Below are 21,880 nucleotides of genomic sequence, written 5' to 3' on the forward strand. Positions count from 1 at the left end.
TCCCTCCAGCGCGACGGGCGAGGGAGGGAGCCGGGAAAAGTTGAGATGCTCGCGTTCCTGATCCGCCGCGTCCTGCAGACCATTCCGACCGTGCTCGCCGTGGTGCTGCTGGTGTTCGTGCTGTTCAGCGTCGTTCCCGGCAGCATCGTCTCGAGCATGAGCGACGACAGCGATCCGCAGGTCGAGCTGCGCATGAAGAAGCAGCTCGGCCTCGATCAGCCCGTCTATATGCGTTTCGGCACCTATATCGCCGGGCTCGCGACCGGCGATTTCGGAACCTCGTTCCGGACCCGTGAGCCTGTCACGACCATGATCGCCAAGCGGGCATGGCCGACGCTGCAGCTGATCTTCGCGTCCATGGCGTTTGCGGTACTGATCGGCGTGCCGCTCGGCTTCGTCGCGGCCTTGCGGCCGGGCAGTCTCGTCGACACCGTCTCGATGATGCTGGCAGTGTCCGGCCTGTCATTGGCCAAGTTCTGGCTCGGACTGCTCTTGATGTACCTGTTCGCGCTCAAGCTCGGCTGGCTGCCGAGTTTCGGCTATGGCGACGGTGGCCTCAAATACCTGATCCTGCCCGCCGTGACGCTCGGTGTCTCGCCGATGGCGCTGCTGGCGCGGACCACGCGCGCCGCGGTGCTCGAGATCATGACCGCGGATTTCGTCCGCACTGCGCGCTCCAAGGGCATGAGCGAGACCAGGGTCGTCAAGTGGCACGTCATGCGCAACGCGCTCGTCCTCATCCTCACGACCATGGGCCTGCAGTTCGGCGCACTGATGGGGCAGGCGGTGGTGGTCGAGAAACTGTTCTCCTGGCCGGGCATCGGCTCGCTGCTGGTCGACAGCGTGCTCCAGCGCGACATTCCCGCCGTCCAGGGCTCCATCCTCGTCGTGGTGCTGTTCTTTCTCGCGATCAATCTGTTGATCGACATGCTCTACGGCGTGATCGATCCCAGGATCAGATACGCATGAAGCTGCGCGCCAATCTCGTCATCGGGGGAGCGTTGTTCGCGCTGGCGATTGTCGTCGGCCTGCTCGCGCCATGGCTGGCACATACCGATCCCGTGATGGACGCCAACCTCATGAATGCGGAGGAGCCCCCGAGCTGGACCTGGTGGTTCGGCACCGACGCGCAGGGCCGCGACATCTATTCGCGCGTCCTCTACGGCGCGCGCGTCTCGCTGACGGTCGGCATCGTCTCGCAGCTCATCAACAGCGTCATCGGCGTGGCGCTCGGCCTCAGCGCCGGCTATTTCGGCGGCTGGTGGGACGATGTCGTCAACGCCCTGACCAATCTCATGCTCGCGATCCCCTCGCTGATTTTCGCGCTCGCCATCATGGCGGTGCTTGGTCCCGGCCTGACCAGCCTCTTGATCGCGCTCGGGCTGACCAACTGGTCGTTCACCTGCCGGCTCGCACGGGCCTCGGCGCTGTCGCTGCGGAGCCAGGGCTACGTGCAGGCGGCCACCGTGCTCGGCTACGGTGATATCCGCATCATGATCACGCAGCTCCTGCCGAACATGCTGGGGCCCATCGTCGTCATCGGCACGCTGGGCATGGGCAGCGCGGTGCTGTCCGAAGCCGCATTGTCGTTCCTCGGCCTCGGCGTCCGCCCGCCCTTTCCGAGCTGGGGCAGCATGCTGTCGGAAGCGCGCGAGCAGATCACGACGGCGCCGTGGCTTTCGATTTTTCCCGGCCTTGCCATCTTCCTGACCGTGCTCGGCCTCAATCTGCTCGGCGATGGCCTGCGCGACATCCTCGATCCGCAATCGCGGAGCCGGCGCATATGACCGGCGCGCCGCTGCTCGAGGTCGAGAATCTCCGCATCGATCTCGATGACGGAGCGAGGCGCGTTGCGGCGGCCGAAGGCATTTCATTCCGCATCGATGGCGGCGAGACGTTCGGCCTCGTCGGCGAGTCCGGTTGCGGCAAGAGCATCACGGCGCTCGCTTTGATCGGCCTGCTGCGGCCACCCTTGTCGATCGCCGGCGGCGTCATCCGGTTCCAGGGCCAGGAGATCCAGCACCTGTCCGCCGCCCGGCAAAGGCAGCTGCGCGGCAATCGCATTGCCATGATCTTCCAGGAGCCGATGACGGCACTGAACCCGGTCTCGCCGGTGGGGCGGCAGATCGCCGAGATGTTCGTGCTGCACAAGGGCAAGAGCTGGCGGGAGGCCAACCAGCTGGCTGTCGAGGCGCTCGCGAGCGTCCGCGTCCCAGCGCCGGAGCGGCGCGTGAAGGACTATCCGCACCAGCTGTCCGGCGGCATGCGCCAGCGCGTGATGATCGCCATTGCGCTGGCCTGCGGTCCGGACCTGCTGATCGCGGACGAGCCGACGACGGCGCTCGACGTCACCGTGCAGGCGGAGATCATCGAGCTGATGCGCAATCTGTGCGCCGAGCGCGGAACGGCGATCCTGATGATCAGTCACGATCTCGGTCTTGTTGCCAACGTCTGCCGCCGCGTCGCCGTCATGTATGCCGGTCGCATCGTCGAGGAGCGCGGCTCGGCCGACATCTTCCGAGCGCCCTCCCATCCCTATACGCAGGGCCTCGTCGACTCGCTGCCGCGGCTCGGCAGCCGCGCTGCGCTCGGCCGCAGCAGGCTCAAGGAGATCGCGGGCGTCGTGCCGGCGATCACGCGTTTCCCCGACGGCTGCCGGTTCAATCCGCGCTGCGCGCAGGCGACGGATATTTGCCGAACCAATGCGCCGCAGACGGATGGGCTGGAGGCGGGCGGTTTCGTCCGGTGTCACCACCATGCATGAGCCAAAGGGGAGAGCGGACGACGATGTGATCCTCAGCGTGGAGGATCTCGCCGTTCACTTTCCGCTCGGGGGCGGCCTGCTGGGCCGCGGCCGTCGGCTGCTCCGCGCCGTCGACGGCGTCGACCTCAAACTGAAGCGCGGCGAATGCCTCGGCCTCGTCGGCGAATCCGGCTCCGGCAAGTCGACCGTCGCTTTGTCGATCCTCGGCTTACTCACGCCGACGCGCGGCCGCATCGTGCTGGACGGACAGGTCGTCACGAACCGGCAATCCGGCGACCGGAAGGCGCTGGCCCGCATCGTGCAGATCGTATTTCAGGATCCCTACGCCTCGCTCAATCCGCGCCAGACCGTTCGCCGCACGCTGGAGGATCCCCTGCGCGTGCACGGCGTGACCGCGAAAAGCGAGATCGAGGACCGCGTCGCGACGATGCTGAGGCATGTCGGCCTGCGCCCCGAGCAGGCCGACCGCTATCCGCATGAATTCTCCGGCGGCCAGCGCCAGCGCATCGGCATCGCGCGGGCGCTGATCCTCAACCCGAAGATCGTCATCTGCGACGAGCCGGTCTCGGCGCTCGACGTCTCGATCCGCGCCCAGATCATCAACCTGCTGCTGGAATTGAAGGACACGCTCGGCCTGTCCTACATCATGATCAGCCACGACCTCGGTGTGGTCGAGCACATGAGCGACCGCGTCGCCGTGATGTATCTCGGCCGCATCGTCGAGAACGGCGATTGGCGCGAGATTTTCGAACGTCCGGCGCACCCCTATACGCAGGCCCTGATCGCGGCCATCCCCGATCCCTTGCGCCACGCTCCGCTGGCAACGACCGGCGGCGACCTGCCCAACCCGCTTAACCCGCCGAACGGCTGCGCCTTCAGCCCGCGCTGCCGCTACGCGGAGGCGGTGTGCCGGAGCGAGCCGGGGCCGTCGCTGGAGACGCGGGTGGATGGGCACGCGGTGCGGTGCTGGCGGCGTGAGGAGATTGCGGGACGGATGGCGTTAGTCTCGACCACGGGCTAATGCGCCGAAGGGGGTACGTCCATTCCACACCAGGCGGTGGTTTTTCGCCGTTTCCATGTAGCGACCAGGTACGCGTAAAGACCCAAAATCGCGGTCCACAGCATGATCCGAAGTGGTTTCGATTCGCCGCTATCGACGAGGCCGTATAGCGTCAGGAGGAAGTAAACGACTGCGCATCCTAGGAGGGTCCATTTCAGCGCGCCTCTCGACATTCCAGAACCCTATCACACCCCGGCGGCCCAGTTGACGATCTCCTTCATACCATACCGAGGTCGGGTTGTGGCCCATCGGCGAAGTTGCGCCTCGGCGGTAGGTAGTCCGCTCGTTGAGCCAGAGCGGACCAGATTTGCTCAAATCTGAGTTCTTCGCGTTTTAACACGCAGCAGAAGTGGCGCGTCAGCAGGATGTCCGCTTGGCGCCATTACAGGCCGGGTGGGCCAGGTAGCACTTTGACTCCAAAGCATGCGAAAGCTCAGTCTTGTCCGGAACCTGATCGCACGGTTATGGCGGTAACTTCGTCACAAGTCTGTTAGCATCTTGCGGGCTTCCACGAGATCGAGCGTTTCTAAGCCTTCGCTGAACCAGCTGTAGATCGGCACAAGAACGTCGCGCGCCTCTCGCCGCATGCCGCGTGACGCTTGCAGCTTGGCGCGCGCAATGCTTGCGCGAAGCTCGGGCAACTTTGCTCCCTGGGCGGCGGCGATTTTGATCGCGGTCTCGAACTCCGCGTCCGCTTGATTTTCCGCCTGCTCCCCGCCTGTCAGCAACAGCAGTTCACCGCGCTCCCGGTGAAGCTCGACGGCGCACCAGCTCTCGAGACTTGCGTCCGCAATTGCGACCGCTTCGTCGATGATCCGAAGCCCGGTCATGGCGTTTCCGGCCTTGCGATGAAGCGCCGCGCGCAACCCAAGATGGTGCGGAATGCGTAGTCCCGCGCTGGTTCGCCGGAGATCCTCAAGCCCAGTATCAAAGTCCGCCAGACCTTCCTCAAGCCTGCCGGATTCAGCGATCGCCCAGGCGCGAACGAGGCTGGCCCATGCACGATAGTAGTCGAAGCGGTACTCGGTGCAGACGTCGCGCGACTCTGCCGCGGCTTTCAGTGCGGCATCGGGCTCTCGCCGGAATTGACAGAGCATGGCCAGATAATTGAGCGCGAGCGCGATGCTGAATGGATGTGAAATCTCGCGCGCGATGGCGAGCCCTTCCTCAGCAATCTTAAGGCTACGAATCGGATAACCGAGATGCCAGTCGCAATGACTCATGTAGGCGCGGCAGAATACGCTCATGTCGATTCCGTACACCTCGGAATAATAGCGGCCGCGGTATTCGCCGGCTTGCGCACTTCTCTCAAGCTGGTCGCGCGAGAATTGAAACTGGCCGAGGTGGAATGAGAGCACGCCCGCAAGATGATCGGCTTCGGCCTGGCGTACCGGATCACCGCTTCGTTTTGCTATCGCCTCCGTCTCCGCGACGATGCTCGCGGCTTCGCGCAATTTGGCGCGCACGTGGTAGACGTGGCCGAGCCCCTTCAGCGCGGCGGAGAGATCGGCCTCGCTCTGCAGCTCACGGCTGAGCTCCTGCGCCCGCTGGAATGCCGCTTCTGCCTCGCCTGAAGCAAACCCTTTTGTTGCAATCAGCGGTCCTCCAAGTCCGAGCTGTAAATCAAGCTCGAAGCGCGAGCGTGATGCTCCGGAAGGAAGTGTCTGGGCGCACTCTAGCCCCGATCTCAGATGGGCAATTGCTTCCATATTCGCGGATCGGGCGGCCGCAAGTCCCCCCGCCCTCAGCCAGTATGGAATGGCCTTCTCTGCCAAGCCCGCCTCGCCGAAGTGACGGGCGACCAGCTCCGGCTGCGCTTCGACAAGTTGCGGAAAGAGCGCTTCGATCGATGTGGCAATCCGTGCGTGCAGCTCCTGGCGGCGCCGCTTGAGAAGGCTTTCGTAGGCGGCGTCGCGCACAAGGGCGTGCTTGAAAACATAGGTGGCGGCAGGTGCGAGGCCCCGCCGGAAAACGAGCTCCGAGGCTACCAAGCGATCAAGCGCCGCGGCGAGCTCCACCTCTGGCATCGACACGACCGCAGCAAGCAACTCGTGATCGAATTCGCGGCCGATACAGGCTCCGATCTGGGCGACCTCCTTGACTGGAGCAAGACGGTCAAGCCGCGCCATCAATGAATCGTGCAGCGTCGCGGGGATCGCCAACGACGGGAATACGCCCGCGAGGACGTAGCGAGCGCCGGTGTAGCGGAGGATCCCGGCTTCAAGAACAGCCTTCGTGAGCTCCTCTGTAAAGAGCGGCACTCCCTCGGTCCGCGCCAGAATCTGGTCGAGGACCTCGGCGGGAAGCGCTTTGCCTTCGGTGATCCGGTCGACGAGTACAACCACCTGCGCCTTTGGCAAGCGATTCAGCATGAGCAACGTGACGTGAGGAAAACCGGTCCATGGCGGCGGGAGTTCCGGGCGGAATGTAGCGACGAGCAGCACTGGCAGGTCCTGAATACGATCCACGATCTGGTCGAACAGCTCGCGCGAGGTCGGATCAAGCCAGTGCGCATCTTCAAGCACCATCATCACCGGGCCACGACCGGCAAGTCGATCGAGCCGGGCCACGAACGTGCGAAACAGGAGCGCCTTCCTTTGCTGCGGCGACATCTCTGGCTGGGTGCTCGGCCTCTCAGTTAGAATGCCGAGCAGATCGGCAAGGAGCTGGATTGCATCGCCAGATAGCCCCTCGCCGTTTTCGCCAAGGAGTAGTTCGAGGCGCTCGAGCCGTTTTTCCGCAGCATCCTCAGGTGCGAACCGCGCCTCCCGCTCGAGCTGCGAGATGAAGGGAAAGAGCGAGCTGTTCAGGTGATGCGGCGAACAGGCGTAGCTAACGAGCGTGATTTGTTCAGCCTGTAGCCGTTCGCGCAGCGCGCGCACCAATCGTGATTTTCCGATTCCCGGCTCGCCAAAAATAGGGACGGCCTGTCCAGCCCCTCCTTCTGCAAGCCGCCACCGTGACATCATCAAATCGAGTTCCTCGCCGCGCCCGACGAGTGGCGTGACGTGGGCGCCGTGCAACGCCTCGAACCTGCTCTCTGCCCTGCCTTCGCCGATGACCCGCCACGCTTGCACCGGCTCCGCAAAGCCCTTGAGCTGAAGGGACCCGAGCTCAACAAATTCGAAGAGATCGCCGACCAGCCGGCGCGTGCTGTCGGCGATAACGACCGTACCAGACTCCGCAACCTGCTGCAGACGGGCCGCGAGATTAGGGGTCTCTCCAGTGACCGCTTCCTCTTTCGCAGCACCTTCCCCGAGCAGATCACCTACCACGACCAGGCCGGTGGCGATGCCGACGCGTGCTGCCAGCAGACCTCCCGCGCCTGATGACATGCCGCTGACCGCTGTTGCGACCGCAAGTCCTGCCCGGACTGCTTGCTCTGCTGCATCTTCGCTTGCGCGCGGCCAGCCGAAATAGGCCTGCACACCGTCTCCCAGAAACTTCGCGACGTGGCCCTCCAGTCGCACAATCTCTGCCGCCACTGTGTTCGAGTAGGCTCGCATGACCTCGCGCAGCTCCTCGGGATCGAGACGGCGGCTGAGGTCGGTCGAGCCGACGAGGTCGACGAACATGAGCGTGAGCCGACGGCGCTCCACCAACGCGGGCGGCCGCGCCGCCAGGTTCGCTGGTAGTAGACCGATTGCATCGAGAAGCTTCCTACGGTGGCCGACGGCCTGGACTCCAATCTCCTTGAGATCTTCAACCGTCAGTTGGGGCAGGATCTCGAGATCAATTCCGTTGTCGCGGAATGTCTGCTCATAGGATTGGAGGCCTAGGCTGCGCAGCCATTCTCCGATGTCCAACTTCGTCTCCGTAGCCCGTCAGGCGGCCGGTCGCTGTGCGGTGGACGGCCTGACGTTCTGGTTTAACCGGAACAGATTGCCGGGATCGTACTTGGCCTTCAGCGCGGCAAGACGAGCGTAATTCGCGCCGTAGGCGCCAGCGACGCGATCGGTCTCGTCCTCCGGCATGAAGTTAACGTAGACGCCGCCGGTTGCGTGAGGTGCGGTCTCGGTAAAGAGCCTGCGCGCCCAGGCGATCGAACGTTGCGCATCTGCCGGATCGCGCCATCGCGTGTGAACGTTCATGACAAAGTTCGCGTCGCGGTGGGGGAACGCCGTGGCGTCGACGGCCATGCGACTGGTGGCGCCACCAAGCTGACCAATGAAAATCTCGCACTCTCCGGTCGGCAGGCTGGTCGTATGGCTCTCCAGCGTATCGAGAAGGCCGTCGTTTAGCTCAACGAAATTGTGCGACTTCCAGTAATTGTAGGCGCCGGGCGTGAGCAGTGGGTCAAAGGCGGTCTGCCAAGCCGCGAAGGGCTGCATGCCGATCACGTCCGCGATCGGGTCTCCGAGCGCGCGCAGCGGCTCCAATGCGCGCTTGCCCTCGTTCTCCTCTCCCGTGTAGCAGACGGCGAACGCGACAATCTCCTTGCCGTGAACCTCGGCTGGCAAGAACGGCAGCGGCGGCGCCTGCCTCAGCACCACCCACACCGTCAGTTCGTCCGGCGCCTTGGCGGCGACGTCGCGATAGCCCGCGAGCAGCTCCTTCGCCCGCGCAAAGGGATGGACGATGAGTCCGGCCAGAACCATTGGGCCAACAGGATGCAGGCGGAACTCGAACGAACTCACCACCCCGAAATTGGCTCCGGCTCCCCGGAGCGCCCAGAACAGGTCGGTATTCTCGGCGATGCTCGCCCGGACAAGCTCGCCTTCGGCCGTCACCACGTTCGCCGAGATCAGATTGTCAGCGGCAAGCCCGAACTTGCGGCTGAGCCACCCAAAGCCACCGCCCAGTGTCAATCCCGCAACGCCGGTCGTCGAGTTGATCCCGAGCGGGGTCGCAAGGCCGAAAGCCTGCGCCTCCGTGTCGAAGTCGCCAAGCGTCGCGCCCGGCTCTACTTGCGCGGTGCGGTGAAATGGATCAACCCTGACGGAGCGCATGAGGGAAAGATCAATTAAGAGCCCGCCGTCACAAACAGCATTGCCCGCGATGTTATGGCCGCCGCCGCGCACGGCGATCAAGAGGCCATGCGCACGGGCAAAGCGTACAGCACGAATGATGTCAGCGGCCCCTCTGCAGCGCACGACCGCGCCCGGGTAGCGATCGATAATTGCATTCCAGATCGTGCGTGCTTCATCATAGCCCGGCTCCTCGGCCAGACAGACGTTGCCTCGCAAGGTTTGGCGAAAGGCAGCAATTGCATCGCTTTCAAGCGTAATCGCCCCGCCCTGCAGCGAGGCCAGCCGGATCTCCGTCATGGTATCTCCTCCGTGACTAGTGGTCAGTATTGCGGCAGTCCACTTCACGCTCTTGGACAGATCGGCAAAGGGGCGACCACGCCCACGGCTCTTGCAACCTTGACGGCGCAGGATCGCCCGTTGCATGCCGTTCGGCTTGCGAACGACAGATTTCCACCTAGAGATTAGTCCTCCGGCAAATCGAATGGTTCTGCGACAGAATGTCTCGCGGATGAGAAGCGCCCACAAACCTCCGCATCAAGAAAATGCGGTCCGCAGAAGGAACTGCTGGGGTAGAGAAAGGATGGTCCCTTTGTCCTATTGCTGAAGCCAACTCGCCGGCCGATGTCCGTTTTACGCCAGCAGCTGCCACTTCTCGCAATTCAGCTCCTGGCCCTGCACAGCGGACCTCATCCAGGGCGCGGGTTTATGACGACGCGCCATAGATGGTCATCGCGATTTTCTCTTTACGGGTAGGGCGTTGAGTTGAAAGGAAGTCCGGGCCTCGACGCGCAACGTTGTGCCCCCTCAGTTCCCGACGCCGCCGACCAGACGCGGGCGGCGGTTTGCGAGCGGGCACTCGGCCGATAGCGCGCGTAGCCACACGCGAAAACTCACGATCTCCGGACAATCTGCCGTGCCTTCCGGCGCAACCAGCCAATCACCCGCGCCCGATCCCTCATCGATCCGCTCGCAGCGATAGCCCGGATGGTGGCTCACGCCACGGGCGATCGAGAGGTCGACCTTGCCCTCGACGAGCTCGTGCAGGCCGGCGGGCTGCAGCACGCGCAAACCGATCTCCGCATGTGCGCGGCGAAACTCCGCAAGTTCGAGGCGGCGCAGGTCGTAAGTGCCATGGACGCCCAATTGCAGCAGCACGGTACCCGACGGCTTCAACTGCGAGGTCGCATCCGCAATGTGGCGAAAGCCTTCGGAGATCCCGGGCAGATAGGCCTGGCCGGCTTCGGTGAGGATGAGCTGCTTGTGCAGCCGCTCGAACAGCTGCACGCCGAGCCGCGCCTCCAGCGCTTTCACCTGCTGCCCCACGGCTGCGGGCGTGACGTGCAGTTCGTGTGCGGCCAGCTTGAAGCTGAGATGGCGCGCCGCGGCCTCGAAGGCGCGGAGCGCGTTCAGTGGAGGAAGGGCGTAGGTCATCGCAACTTCACTTTGACACCGATAGGCCGCTGCCTTGCAATAGATTTTCTTGCGCTGAACCGCAGCAATGATGCTTTGCGCAGCATTGATGCCGCCGGATACGCTTGACGCGCAAATCCGGAGAAACGTCATGTCCCCAGCTCACATCGTCAGCCACAATCCCGCAACGGTTCACCCGCCCGCCGGCGGCTACTGCATGGGACTCGAGCTGAAGCAGCACAGCCGCCTGCTGTTCATCAGCGGCCAGGTGCCTGAAAAGTCCGACGGCACCGTGCCTGACGGCTTCGAGGCGCAATGCGAGCAGGCCTGGCGCAATGTCAGGGAAGTGCTCGCCGCGGCAGGTCTCGGCGTCCAGCACCTGGTCAAGGTCACCACGTTCCTGACCGACCGCAGTCAAGTCGTCGCCAATCGGGCCATTCGCCGCGCCATGCTCGGGGAGCACCAGCCGGCGCTGACCGTCGTGGTGGTCGAGACCGTCGACAGCAAATGGCTGCTGGAGATCGAGGCGATCGCCGCCGACTGAGGCGGCGTCGTCGATGTTGCAATGAGCCAATCATATCGGGTGTCCAATGGCTGAGATCCATCCGTTCTACCAGACGCATCGGCAAGCGATGGAGGCCGCCATGCGCGAGCGACTAGACCTTGCCGAAGCGATGCTCCGCGAGCGCACGCATCTCTCCGACATCGACGCAATCAGGCAGGAGGTGATGGACGAATTTCAGATCGTCCTCACCCAGATGCCCTATGTCGGCGGCGCGGCAAGCCGCATGAGCGATTTCTTCATGCGCCTGACAGGCTTCATGACCATCAGTCGGGCGCTGCGGCGCCACGGCGTTCCGGTGCCGGTCATCGGCGAGATCGAGCGGGAAACCTACAAGGCGCAGCTGCTGTCGATTCCCGAAGCCGAGCGTCTCGCCGCGGGGCGTCAGTTCATGTCACGGGAGAACCAGGCTTTGATGCGCGAGCAGGCGGCAAGGAGCGTCACAGAGGCTCACCAAGCGGAGTTTCCGGAAGATTTCGTCTACGATTTCGTCGAGCCGGGTCCGCAGGATACTTTCGAATTCGGCATCGACTACAAGGCCTGCGGCTTCTGCAAGCTCGCGGCGCGCCGCGGCGACACGGAGATCCTGCCGAACATCTGCGGCCTCGACTTCGTCGCCTACGCCACGCGAGGCATCCGCCTGGAGCGGACCCAGACGCTGGCGGGCGGCGCCAGCCACTGCAATTTTCGATTTTCGCGATTGTCGTCGGATGCCGAGGCTGGGAGTTAGACCGCACCCGAGACTATCGGTGATCCCGGATCGCCGTTCTGCTTCCCCGTCGTCATTGCGAGCGCAGCGAAGCAATCCAGAATCGTTCCGCGGCGGCAGTCTGGATTGCTTCGCTGCGCTCGCAATGACGGGGGACGGGCGTGCACCGGCCTTTCAAAGCCGGCTGCCGATGATGCCACTATACCCCTGTTTTGCCCGACGGAGCAAATCGACTTCGCCGAATCCGCAATTTCGCGACACCCGCCGGCAAGTCGTTGATTCCGCTGGCCCCGGCTACTGTGCATGGGGTTGTTTTCGCACTTTTGTTTTGCCGGCCGACTATTCCGCCGCTTTCTCCCTCAAGCGCTGCGCATAGACGTTGATGACCAGCGCCGCTAGCAGGATCAGGCCGCGGATCAGGATCTTCAGGAAGCTGTCGATGTTGACGTGGTCGAGGCCGTTGTTGAGTACGCCGAGCACGAACAGCCCGACGATGGTGTTGCCGATGCCGCCGCGGCCGCCGAACAGGCTGGTGCCGCCGACCACGACGGCGGCGATGGAATCGAGCAGGTAGGTGTCGAACTCGTTCTGCTGCGCACTGCCGAAATGGGCGACGCCGAGCATGCCGCCGAGGCCCGAGCACACCGCCGAGATCACCATGACCGCGCCGAGGATCAGCTTGACGTTGAGGCCCGAATATTCGGCCGCCTCGCGATTGCCGCCGACCATGTAGACGTAGCGACCGAAGCGCGTGTAGGTCAGCACCAGATGGCCGCCGAGCAGCATGATGGCGGCGACGATGACGATCCAGGGGATGCCGCCGATCGAGCCGGAGCCGAGCGTCGTGATCAGGCTCGGCACCTTGTAGGCGATCTGGCCGCGCACCAGCAGCGCGGAGATGCCGGCGGCGATCTGCATCATTGCCAGCGTCATGATGAAGGAGGGGATGCCGATCACGGTCAGCCCCAGCGCGTTGACGAGACCGAGCAGGGCGCAGAGCAGGAGCGACAGGATGATCGCGACCGCGCCGGGCAGGGGAATGTTGGCGATGTTGACGTAGGATTCCTGCAGCGTGAAGTAGGCGACCGCAATGCCCGTGACGTTGGCGATGCTGGCGACCGACAGGTCGATCTCGGCGCAGAGGATCACGAAGGTGAGGCCGACGGCGATGATGCCCGTCACCGATACCTGGGTCAGGATATTGCCGAGATTGTCGAGCGTCGCGAAGGAGGGGCTGGCGAAGGCGAAGAAGGCGGTGAGGAAGATCAGCGTCAGGAACGGGGCGATGTTGCGCATCTGCGAGCGCAGGAAGGGCGCAAGGCCCCGTGCCCGTTGTCCTGTCGCCAAAGCCGTCTCGCTGCTCATGTGCTTCTCCGTCACGCCGCTTCCAGCAGGCGGTCCTTGCTGACCGGCTCGTTCTTGAATTCACGCACCAAGGCGCCGCGCTTGAGCACGAGGATGCGATCGGCCAGCGACAGCACCGTTTCCGGCTCGGTCGACAGCACGATGATCGCGAGCCCCTTCGTTCTGAGGTCGCGCACGATGTTGATGACGTCGTTCTTGGCGCCGACATCCATGCCGCGGGTCGGCTCGCACAGCACCAGCAGCTTGGGCGGATAGGTCAGCCATTTCGCCAGCGCGACCTTCTGCTGGTTGCCGCCCGATAGCATGCCGAGATCGAGGCCGACCACCGGCGGCCTGATCTGCAGCTGCTCGACCTGGCGTTTGGCGATGTCGCGCTCCTGCGCCGGCTTGAGCAGCAGCGAGGAGATGCGGTCGAGAATGCTGATCGAGATGTTCTTGTAGACCGGCTCCTGGTGGAACAGCATGTCGCGCCGGCTCTCCGGCACCAGCGCCACGCCGGCGCGCCGCGCCGCAGCCGTGCTGGCGAAAGTTTTCGGCACGCCTTCGACTGCAAGCGTGCCGCCGTCCGGCTTCAGCTTGCCGAACAGGATGCGCGACAGCTCCTGCTGGCCGCAGCCCATGAAGCCGTAGATACCGAGCACCTCGCCGGCACGGGCCTCGAACGAGACGTCCTGAAGGCTGCGTGACAGCGACAGCTGGTCGACCCTGAGAATGACCTTGCTGTCGCTCGGCTGCGGCAGCATCAGGTCGTCGGTATAGCTATGCTCGAGCGCCTCGCCGCCGCGGCCGATCATGGCCTCGATCAGCGCGCCCTTGCTGGTCGCGGCGCTCGCCGTCTCCGCAACCTTGCGGCCGTTGCGGAACACGGTCACCGTGTCGGACACCAGCAGGATGTCCTCGATGAAATGCGAGATGAAGACGATCGCCGTGCCTTCCTCGCGCAGCCGCCGGAGCGTTGCGAACAGGCGCTCGACCTCGGGCGGGGAGAGGGCGGAGGTCGGCTCGTCCAGGATGACGATGCGCGCGCCGGAGAACAGCACGCGCGCGATCTCGATCAGCTGCTGCAGCCCGATCGGAAGGTCGCCGAGCCGCGCCATCGGATCGACGTCGATGCCGAAGCGGGCAAGCTGCTCGCCCGCCTCGCGCGCCATCCGCCGCCATTGCACGAGGCCGAAGGCGTTGGTCGGCTGGTTGCCGAGGAAGACGTTCTCCGCGACGGTCAGGTCGGGCGCGACGCTGAGCTCCTGGTGCACCATGGCGATGCCGGCGGCGTGCGCATCGCGCGCCGAGCGAAAATGCATCTCCTGGCCGTCGACCAGGAAGCGGCCGGAGAACTCGGTGTGCACGCCGGCGATGATCTTCATCAGCGTGCTCTTGCCGGCGCCGTTCTCGCCGACGAGACCATGGATCTCGCCGGGATAAAGCGCGAAGTCGACACCACGAAGCGCTTCGACGCCGCCGAAGCTCTTCGTGATGCCCTGCAGTTCCAGGATGGGCTGTTGTCCCACGCTCATGAAGGATCTGGAGGCTCAGATCAGGAAGTGATCCTGCATCCACTGCATCCCGGCCGCATTCGCCTTGGTCACGACCGGACCGTCGGTGACGACGTTCTTCGGGATGCCCTGTCCGCTCTTCTCGCCGCCGACCACGGCGGAGACGCCCGCGACGATCGCGCCGCCATGGATGCGGCAGGACGGATTGCGGACGGTCGCGAACATGCGGCCTTCGCTGACCGCCTGGATCGCCGGCGGCATGGCGTCGACCCCGCCGATCAGGATGTTGGTGCGATTGCGCGCCTTCATGATGTTGGCGGCGGCCAGCGCCATATCGTCATTGTGGAAGAAGGCCGCATCGATCTGCGGGTATTTGGTCAGATAGGTCTCCCAGAGACGGGCGGTCTTCGACACGTCCCAATCGGCCGGCTGGGTGTCGAGCACTTCGATGCCCGGGAATTGCTTGACGACCGAGTTGAAGCCCTTGGCGCGGCCCTGCGCACCGGTGTGGCCGAGCGCGCCCTGCGTCATGATGATCTTGCCCTTGCCGCCCATGGCGTTGCACAGCGCCTGCGTCACCGAAGCGCCCATGAACTCGTTGTCGGGAGCGAGGAAGGAATGGACGTTGATCTGATCGAGCGGCGCGATCAGCGTGTCCATGTCGATCACGGGCGTGCCGGCGTCGATCATCTTCTGCACCGGCTGGGTGAGGGTGCCGATGCCGAAGGCCTGGATCGCGACGAAGTCCCATTTCTGCGAGGCCATGTTGTCGATCGCCGCGCGCTGCTTCACCGCATCGAGCTGCCCGTCGAACCAGGTCACCTCGACATTGAACAGCTTGCCCCAGAATTCCGCCGCCTGCTTGCCTTGCGCGCACCAGGTGGCCTGGAGGCCGGCGTTGGAGAAGGCCGCCTTCAACGGCTTCTCGCTGCGTCCGACTGCGGCCAGTGCGGGGTTTATGCCCATGCTGCCGAGGATGGCAGCTCCGGCGCCGGCGGCCGCAGCCGCCTGAAGAAGATCGCGCCTGGTCGTCGAGAAATCTTTCGTCCCGGACATCGCTCGCTCCCATATATTTGTCGTCGGCGCGTCATTGGTAGCGCTACCGATCTCCGAAAGTCTCTCACAAGAGTTGTTCGCACTCAATCTGCATTCAGCCGCAGTGTCGTCGCAGCCCGCGCGTTGGTGCAGCGCAAAGCGTCAGCTGGCCGCGGCGGCGAATGCGTCGATCTCGGCGAGCAATGTATCCCAGGCCTGCGCGATCTCGGGCGTCCATTCATCGCCGAGCAGATCGCGGAGCGCATCCCTAATGACGGCGAAGAACGCGATGAACAGCTCGCGCGGCGTGCCATAGGCATCGTGCGAGGCGACCTCGCACGCGATCAGCCGGAAATGCCCGCGGCGCTGGCCGGCGAAGTCGAAAATCGCCTCGATCGTCAGCGCCAGCATCGACCCCTTCACGAGGTCACCGCTATCCGCGCGGAACATCGCCTGCGTTTCCGGATGGAGTTCGAACAGACGTCGATAGACGAGCGGCGTGAGGTCGGCGCAACGCGAGGCCGCACGTTCAAAGCTGTCGTGGATGGGATGAAAGGCCGCGTTCATCGACAGTTCAGTGCCGCGGGCAAAAAAAGAGCGGGGCCCTGGCCCCGCTCAAAAATTGTGTCGACCCTATTATCCCCGATCTTAAGATTTGATCTTGATTGACGGGGCGACGCTGCGTTTTGCGCGCCAGGGGCTCCTCCCGAGACTTGGACCACCAGGCCTCGACCTCGCGGTCAGCGCCTGAGCAAGAGGGATGCTAGATCAACTTTTCTCACTTGTCATCATTTTCGGCAACGAATGTTCAAAATAGGAGCAGCTGACGAAACGATCGGGTTTCTGCCTACCTAAACATATGACAGATATAAGAAATTTGTGGGTGGCCGGGCAGGTTTCCCTGCCTCAGATACCGGCCGGGCTCGGGCGTAGGGCGGTCCGGCCACAGCTTTCGAGCAATTTGCGCGGGACCAAGCGGGCGGCGGAACTGGCCTCGACTCGGCTGCGCCCGAGTGATTAGTTAGCGCACGAACGAATGGTCCGGCGGATGCGCGCACGCCTGCAAAAATTCCTGCCTCTGGTCCTGCTCGCCCTGGTGATGCAGGTGCTGGCGCCGATCGCCGCCTGTCTCGCGGCCGGCCAGGCTGCGGCCGATCCGTTCTCTGCAGGCCTCATCTGCCACAGCGCAAGTGAGCAGGGCGGTCCGGTCGACGAGACCGGGACACCGGCCGCAAAAGCTGGGGCATGTGCGCTTTGTTGCCTCGCGCACGCTGACGCTTCGCTTGACGCGCCGCCCCATGCGGCGCTCTCAACTCCCGTCCGCCCCATCGCCCGCATCGTCTGGCACGTGGCGAACGCGCCCGTCCTCGCCGCCATCGACGGTTCGAGCGCTTGGGCGCGCGCTCCCCCTCGCATTTCCTGATCCGCGAAACCTTCAGCTCCGCGCCGGCTTCCGCCGTGCCGGGATCGCAATGCGCCGGCTCTCTGCCGGCATCAGGAATGACCTCATGCCTCGTTCAGGCTTCTTTCGACTGCTTTCCGCACGTAAGATTCTGCTTGCCTCAGCTTCTGCCCTCGTCGTGCCGTCCAATGCAATCGCCGAGGAAAACCGACGCGAGCTTCCTCCCGTCACGGTCGACGCGCCGCGGGAGAAACGGGCCTCACCAGCCCGCGCACAGCGAACCGCCGCGCGATCAACGCGGGCCCGCGCGCCCGCAACTGCGCGTCCGCAACCGACGGCAGCTTCCGAAGGGGGCCCCGGTCCTGGTGCCCGGACGGTTCTCACCGCCCAGCAGGCGCTGAGCGAGATCAACCAGACGCCGGGCGGCGTAGCGCTGGTCACAGCGGAGGCCTACCGGAATTCGACTCCCGCCAGCACGATCAAGGATGTCCTGGACTACGTGCCCGGCGTATTTGCGCAACCGAAATGGGGCGACGACACGCGGCTTTCGATCCGCGGATCCGGCCTGTCGCGCAATTTCCATCTGCGCGGCGTGCAGCTTTACATGGACGGCATCCCGATCAATACGGCGGACGGCTACGGCGATTTCCAGGAGATCGACCCGACCGCCTACAAATATGTCGAGGTGTACAAGGGCGCGAACGCGCTGCAGTTCGGAGCCAATTCGCTGGGAGGCGCCGTCAACTTCGTGACGCCATCGGGGCGCGACCGATTTCCGAATGGCGTCTCGCTCGACGTGGGAGCCTTCGGGTTCAGGCGACTGCAGGCCAATGCAGGAGGCGCCAACGGGCCGTGGGATGGCTTCGTCACTGCATCGACGCAGGCCACGGACGGCTTCCGCGATCACAGCTTCGGCTCGGGCAACCGCGTGAGCGGCAATGTTGGCTACCAGTTCTCGCCGGATTTCGAGACGCAATTCTATCTCAATGCCAACGAGGTGCGGCAACGCATTCCAGGAACCGTCACCAAGGCGTCTGCCTTGAGCAATCCGGAGGCCGCGGCTCCGGCGAACGTTGCGCTGGACCAGCAGCGCAACATCGACACGGTCAGGCTGGCAAACAAAACGACGATCCGATTCGACGACACTAGGTTCGAGTTCGGCGCCTTCGGCCTCGACCGGCACCTCATGCATCCGATCTTCCAGTGGCTCGATTATCGCTACAGGGATTACGGCGGCTTCGCGAAGGTCACGGACGACCGCATGATCGGCGGTTACCACAACAGGCTGGTCGCGGGCGTCAACCTGTTGAATGGCAGCATCGACAACCAGCAATTCGCCAACATTGCCGGACAGAAGGGGGCATTGCTGTCGTCGTCGTTCGATCGCTCGGAGAACACCTCGGTTTACGTGGAGGACAGCTTCTATTTTCTGCCGAACGTCGCCGCGATTGCCGGCACGCAATTTCTGCATGCGACCCGCAATCGGCGGGACCGGTTTCTTAGCGACGGCGACCAGTCGGGAGCAACCCGCTTTGATCTTTGGTCGCCGAAGGCGGGCCTGCTGTGGCAGATCGATCCGACGTGGCAGGCCTTCGCCAATGTCTCGCGGAGCGCCGAAGTGCCGAGCTTCGGCGAGAGCGCGCGCGGTCCTGGCATTCCGACGATTCCGTTCACCAGCATCCGCCCGCAGATTGCGACGACCTACGAGATAGGGACCCGCATGCGACGGCCAGACTATTCGTGGGAGTTGACCGCCTATCGTGCCGATATCCGCGATGAGCTGCTGTGCCTGTACAGCGCGTTCGGCAATTGTAACGTGACCAATGCCGACCGAACCGTCCACCAGGGCGTCGAGGCGGGGGCAGGGGCAGCAATCTTCCGCGATATCTTCGTGACAGGAGGCGCGCCCGATAAGGTGTGGCTCAACCTCGCTTATACTTACAGCGATTTTCGCTTCGACAGCGACACGGCGTTCGGCAACAACCAGCTGCCCGGCGCGCCGCGTCACTATTTGCGCGCCGAATTGCTCTACAAGCATCCGACCGGATTCTACGCTGGTCCGAACGTCGAATGGGTGCCGCAGGCCTATTTTGTCGACAGTATGAACACGTTGACGACCGAGCCGTATGCACTGCTCGGATTGAAAGCGGGCTTCGACAATGGCGGGCCGTTCTCCGCCTATATCGAGGGTCGAAACCTCACCAACAGGACCTACATTGCAAGCGCCAGTATCATCGATCGCGCCACGGCGACGTCGGCCTTGTTCGAGCCAGGCGCCGGCCGGGCGGTCTACACCGGAATGAGGTATCGATGGTAAGCGAACTGAGGCTGTCGAAACCACCAAGACCGACCGTGCTCGATCAGATCAAAGCCGAGGGAACCAAATGAACAGGATCAATCTATCACTTCTCGCCGTCGCCATGCTGCTCGGCACCAGCGCGGGGGTCGCAGCCGAGGACGTCAAGGCCGGCGATCTCGTGGTCTCGCAGGCCTGGAGCCGGGCGACGCCGGGCGGCGCCAAGGTCGCCGGCGGCTATCTGACGATCGAAAACAAGGGCAACGCGGCCGACAGGTTGGTCAGCGTGTCCGCCGATATCGCAGGCAAGGCCGAGATTCACGAGATGGCCATGGACAACGGCGTGATGAAGATGCGCGCGCTCGACAAGGGACTGGCGATCGAGCCCGGCAAGACCGTGAAGCTCGCGCCCGGCGGCAATCATTTGATGCTTCAGGAGCTGAAGGGGCCGTTCAAGCAGGGCGACAAGGTGCCGGTGACGCTTCAGTTCGAGAAGGCCGGGAAGGTCACTGTTGCGCTCGCCGTCCAGGGCGTCGGCGCGCAGGCGCCGGGCGATGGCGGACACTCGGGCCACATGGACATGAAGAAAATGCCGGATCATTCGGGAATGAAGATGAAATGAGACTGTTCTGGATTCTCGGGAGACCGAATATGTCGAAGCGATCCTGTCTGATCCTGATTGCCGCGCTCGCCGCAACACCAGCGGCGGCGCATGTCTCGCTCGAGACCAAGCAAGCCACGATCGGCGCGTCCTACAAGGCGGTGTTCACCGTGCCGCATGGCTGCGCGGGCTCGCCGACGGTGAAGATCCGCGTGCAGATTCCGGAAGGGGTGATCGCGGTGAAGCCGATGCCGAAGGCCGGCTGGACCGTCGACGTCGTCGAGGGCAAATATGCGGGGGAATACGACTATCACGGCAACAAGCTCTCGTCCGGCGTCAAGGAGGTGGCGTGGTCCGGCGGCAAGCTGCCGGACAAGAACTATGACGAGTTCATCATGCAGACGGTGCTGACCGACAAGCTCAAGGCGAACACGACCTTGTACTTCCCAGTGGTTCAGGAATGCGAGACCGGCGTTCGTCGCTGGATCGAGATCCCAACCGACGGGTCAAGCCATTCGCATGAGGGCAAGTCGCCGGCGCCTGGCGTCAAGCTCCTGCCGAAACCCTGATGCGCCTCCTCGCCGCGCTCGCGACGCTGCTCTTCGCTGCCAGCTTCGCGAGCGGTGCGCTCGCGCATGCGGCGCTGATCTCGGTCGAGCCTGCGAATGGCAGCACGCTCGCGACCGCGCCGAAGGTGGTCGAGCTGCGGTTCAACGAACCGGTAACGCCGGGCGCGATCCGGCTGATCGACGGGACGGGCAGGGCGCGGGACGAGACGCGCGTCAGTGCGTCCGGCGACACGATTTCGATCCAGATACCAGCGGATCTGCCTAAGGGGACCGCGGTCGTCAGCTATCGCGTGGTCTCGCGGGATGGCCATCCGATCGTGGGATCGGTGATGTTTTCAGTCGGCATGCCGTCGGAAACGAAGCTGCCCGCGAGTACGGACCAATGGTTGGCCGCGCTGATCTGGCTGGCGCGCGTTGGCCTCTATCTCGGACTGTTCGTTGGCGTCGGCGGTGTGTGGTTTGCGCGCTGGATATCATGGTCTCTGGCCGGCATGACCGTGCCGCGCGTGGCGCTCGCGATCGGCCTTTCGAGCGCGGTGGTGTCCCTTGGTGCGCTAGGCCTCGATCTCCTCGGCCTGCCGCCGGCGGCGCTCGCGACGGCCGCGCCTTGGAAGGTCGCGGTGGCAACCAGCGCCGGCCGCGCGTTTCTAGTTGCTGCCGCCGCGATGCTGTTCGCTCTGCTGGCGCTGCGCAGCGCATGGTCCTCGCGGGCTCTTGCGATCATTGCCATGGCCGGCGTGGGCCTGTCGCTCGCCATGAGCGGGCATGCCGCAACGGCGCCGCCTCGAATGATGATGCGCCCGGCGATGTTTCTTCACGGCCTCTGCGTTGCGCTGTGGATCGGCGCTCTTGCTCCGCTCGCGGCTTTGCTGTCGAAGCCGACGCCGGCAACACTCGCCGTCGTGAAGCGCTTCTCGGGCATCGCCATGCCGGCGGTCGGCGTGCTGGCATTGACGGGTCTCGCCCTTGCGATTGTTCAGCTCGAAAAAGTTTCGGCGCTGGTCGAGACCCGCTATGGCCTCATCCTCTCGATCAAGCTCGGCCTGGTTCTCATGCTGCTCACACTTGCGGCGCTCAACCGCTTCCGCCTCACTCCGGCACTCGCCCGCGATCGTGGAGCCCAAGCCATCCTCAAGCGCTCGATCCTCCTCGAATGCGTGATCGCCCTCGCCATCTTCGCCGTCGTCGCCGGCTGGCGCTTCACGCCGCCGCCGCGAACGATCATTCCGGAGATCCCTTTGGCGATCCACATCCACGGCGACAAGGCGATGTTCCAGGTGCTGGTGTCGCCCGGAAAGGTCGGCAAGGACGATTTCGTGCTCCAGCTCATGACCGGCGATGGGACGCCCTTGGCGGCCAAAGAGGTGACGTTGACGCTCAGCCTGCCCGAGCGCGGCATCGAGCCGATGGAACGGGACGCCTTGCTCGGGCCGGATGGCTACTGGCACGTGCGCAAGGTCGAGCTGCCCTTCGCCGGCCGCTGGCGTGTGCGCATCGAGGCGCTCGTGAGCGATTTCGAGAAGATCACGCTGGCGGATGAACTCGAGGTGCCACCGCCCTAGGCTCACCGGCTTTGCTGAGCACGGTGCTCCTGAAGTCAAACCTGAAGGCAACGGAAAGATGACAGGTATTTCGCCGCGTTAG

18 protein-coding genes are annotated in these 21,880 nt (G+C 64.1%); 11 read left to right on the top strand and 7 right to left on the bottom strand.

The annotated features are described in order from the left end of the window. Positions 1–45 precede the first annotated feature (45 nt). From ABIA45_RS07245 to ABIA45_RS07260, 4 genes are read left to right on the top strand one after another with little or no spacing between them, the layout of a single operon-like run. A complete protein-coding gene (locus ABIA45_RS07245) occupies positions 46–969 on the top strand; it encodes an ABC transporter permease (RefSeq protein WP_157283564.1) in 924 nt (307 codons plus the stop codon). Then, the gene (locus ABIA45_RS07250) at positions 966–1,787 is read left to right on the top strand and encodes an ABC transporter permease (RefSeq protein ID WP_404651528.1); all 822 of its coding nucleotides are present in this window, start codon (positions 966–968) and stop codon (positions 1,785–1,787) included. The genes ABIA45_RS07245 and ABIA45_RS07250 overlap by 4 nt, the downstream gene beginning before the upstream one ends. Beyond that, positions 1,784–2,764, top strand: a complete 981-nt coding sequence (locus tag ABIA45_RS07255; RefSeq protein ID WP_404651530.1) for an ABC transporter ATP-binding protein — start codon at positions 1,784–1,786, stop codon at positions 2,762–2,764. Before ABIA45_RS07250 ends, ABIA45_RS07255 begins: the two co-directional genes overlap by 4 nt. Further along, positions 2,757–3,785, top strand: a complete 1,029-nt coding sequence (locus tag ABIA45_RS07260; RefSeq protein ID WP_404651531.1) for an ABC transporter ATP-binding protein — start codon at positions 2,757–2,759, stop codon at positions 3,783–3,785. Before ABIA45_RS07255 ends, ABIA45_RS07260 begins: the two co-directional genes overlap by 8 nt. 518 nt (positions 3,786–4,303) lie before the next feature. Here the strand turns inward: ABIA45_RS07260 and ABIA45_RS07265 are convergent. The 3 genes from ABIA45_RS07265 to ABIA45_RS07275 all read right to left on the bottom strand — a co-directional run bounded on the left by ABIA45_RS07265 (position 4,304) and on the right by ABIA45_RS07275 (position 10,225). Beyond that, complete coding sequence (locus ABIA45_RS07265; protein WP_404540864.1) at positions 4,304–7,630, bottom strand: AAA family ATPase; 3,327 nt, start codon at positions 7,628–7,630, stop codon at positions 4,304–4,306. 18 nt (positions 7,631–7,648) lie between these two features. Then, positions 7,649–9,091: an FAD-binding oxidoreductase gene (locus ABIA45_RS07270; RefSeq protein WP_404651533.1), complete on the bottom strand. Its 1,443-nt coding sequence runs from the start codon at positions 9,089–9,091 to the stop codon at positions 7,649–7,651. Positions 9,092–9,598: 507 nt separating this feature from the next. Further along, a complete protein-coding gene (locus ABIA45_RS07275; RefSeq protein ID WP_404651534.1) occupies positions 9,599–10,225 on the bottom strand; it encodes a LysR family transcriptional regulator in 627 nt (208 codons plus the stop codon). A gap of 130 nt (positions 10,226–10,355) precedes the next feature. Here ABIA45_RS07275 and ABIA45_RS07280 point away from each other — a divergent pair, with 130 nt between their 5' ends. Beyond that, entirely contained in the window at positions 10,356–10,748 is a 393-nt protein-coding gene (locus ABIA45_RS07280; RefSeq protein ID WP_404651536.1) for a RidA family protein, read from the top strand. A 46-nt stretch (positions 10,749–10,794) separates the two neighbouring features. Then, complete coding sequence (locus tag ABIA45_RS07285) at positions 10,795–11,496, top strand: L-2-amino-thiazoline-4-carboxylic acid hydrolase (protein WP_404651537.1); 702 nt, start codon at positions 10,795–10,797, stop codon at positions 11,494–11,496. A 318-nt stretch (positions 11,497–11,814) separates the two neighbouring features. Here ABIA45_RS07285 and ABIA45_RS07290 read toward each other — a convergent pair whose 3' ends face one another. The 4 genes from ABIA45_RS07290 to ABIA45_RS07305 all read right to left on the bottom strand — a co-directional run bounded on the left by ABIA45_RS07290 (position 11,815) and on the right by ABIA45_RS07305 (position 15,935). Further along, positions 11,815–12,840: an ABC transporter permease gene (locus ABIA45_RS07290; protein ID WP_036038970.1), complete on the bottom strand. Its 1,026-nt coding sequence runs from the start codon at positions 12,838–12,840 to the stop codon at positions 11,815–11,817. An 11-nt stretch (positions 12,841–12,851) separates the two neighbouring features. After that, positions 12,852–14,354, bottom strand: coding sequence for a sugar ABC transporter ATP-binding protein (locus tag ABIA45_RS07295; RefSeq protein WP_404540869.1), 1,503 nt, complete (start codon positions 14,352–14,354; stop codon positions 12,852–12,854). 15 nt (positions 14,355–14,369) lie between these two features. Continuing rightward, the gene (locus ABIA45_RS07300; RefSeq protein ID WP_036010114.1) at positions 14,370–15,389 is read right to left on the bottom strand and encodes a sugar ABC transporter substrate-binding protein; all 1,020 of its coding nucleotides are present in this window, start codon (positions 15,387–15,389) and stop codon (positions 14,370–14,372) included. Between the two features lie 141 nt (positions 15,390–15,530). Beyond that, positions 15,531–15,935: a globin domain-containing protein gene (locus tag ABIA45_RS07305; RefSeq protein WP_404651539.1), complete on the bottom strand. Its 405-nt coding sequence runs from the start codon at positions 15,933–15,935 to the stop codon at positions 15,531–15,533. Positions 15,936–16,416: 481 nt separating this feature from the next. Here ABIA45_RS07305 and ABIA45_RS07310 point away from each other — a divergent pair, with 481 nt between their 5' ends. From ABIA45_RS07310 to ABIA45_RS07330, 5 genes are all read left to right on the top strand, one after another. Continuing rightward, positions 16,417–16,791 carry a DUF2946 family protein gene (locus ABIA45_RS07310; RefSeq protein WP_404651540.1) on the top strand — a complete coding sequence of 125 codons (375 nt, stop codon included), beginning with the start codon at positions 16,417–16,419 and terminating at the stop codon, positions 16,789–16,791. Between the two features lie 85 nt (positions 16,792–16,876). Continuing rightward, positions 16,877–19,087 (top strand): TonB-dependent receptor family protein, encoded by a 2,211-nt coding sequence (locus ABIA45_RS07315; protein WP_404651541.1) that lies wholly within the window; start codon positions 16,877–16,879, stop codon positions 19,085–19,087. Positions 19,088–19,154: 67 nt separating this feature from the next. Continuing rightward, complete coding sequence (locus tag ABIA45_RS07320) at positions 19,155–19,688, top strand: copper chaperone PCu(A)C (RefSeq protein ID WP_404651542.1); 534 nt, start codon at positions 19,155–19,157, stop codon at positions 19,686–19,688. A 29-nt stretch (positions 19,689–19,717) separates the two neighbouring features. Further along, the gene (locus ABIA45_RS07325; RefSeq protein WP_157283578.1) at positions 19,718–20,236 is read left to right on the top strand and encodes a YcnI family protein; all 519 of its coding nucleotides are present in this window, start codon (positions 19,718–19,720) and stop codon (positions 20,234–20,236) included. Continuing rightward, the gene (locus ABIA45_RS07330; protein WP_404651543.1) at positions 20,236–21,798 is read left to right on the top strand and encodes a copper resistance CopC/CopD family protein; all 1,563 of its coding nucleotides are present in this window, start codon (positions 20,236–20,238) and stop codon (positions 21,796–21,798) included. The genes ABIA45_RS07325 and ABIA45_RS07330 overlap by 1 nt, the downstream gene beginning before the upstream one ends. Positions 21,799–21,880: the final 82 nt, after the last annotated feature.

This window comes from Bradyrhizobium sp. USDA 336 (assembly GCF_044908355.1).
GTDB lineage: Bacteria > Pseudomonadota > Alphaproteobacteria > Rhizobiales > Xanthobacteraceae > Bradyrhizobium > Bradyrhizobium yuanmingense.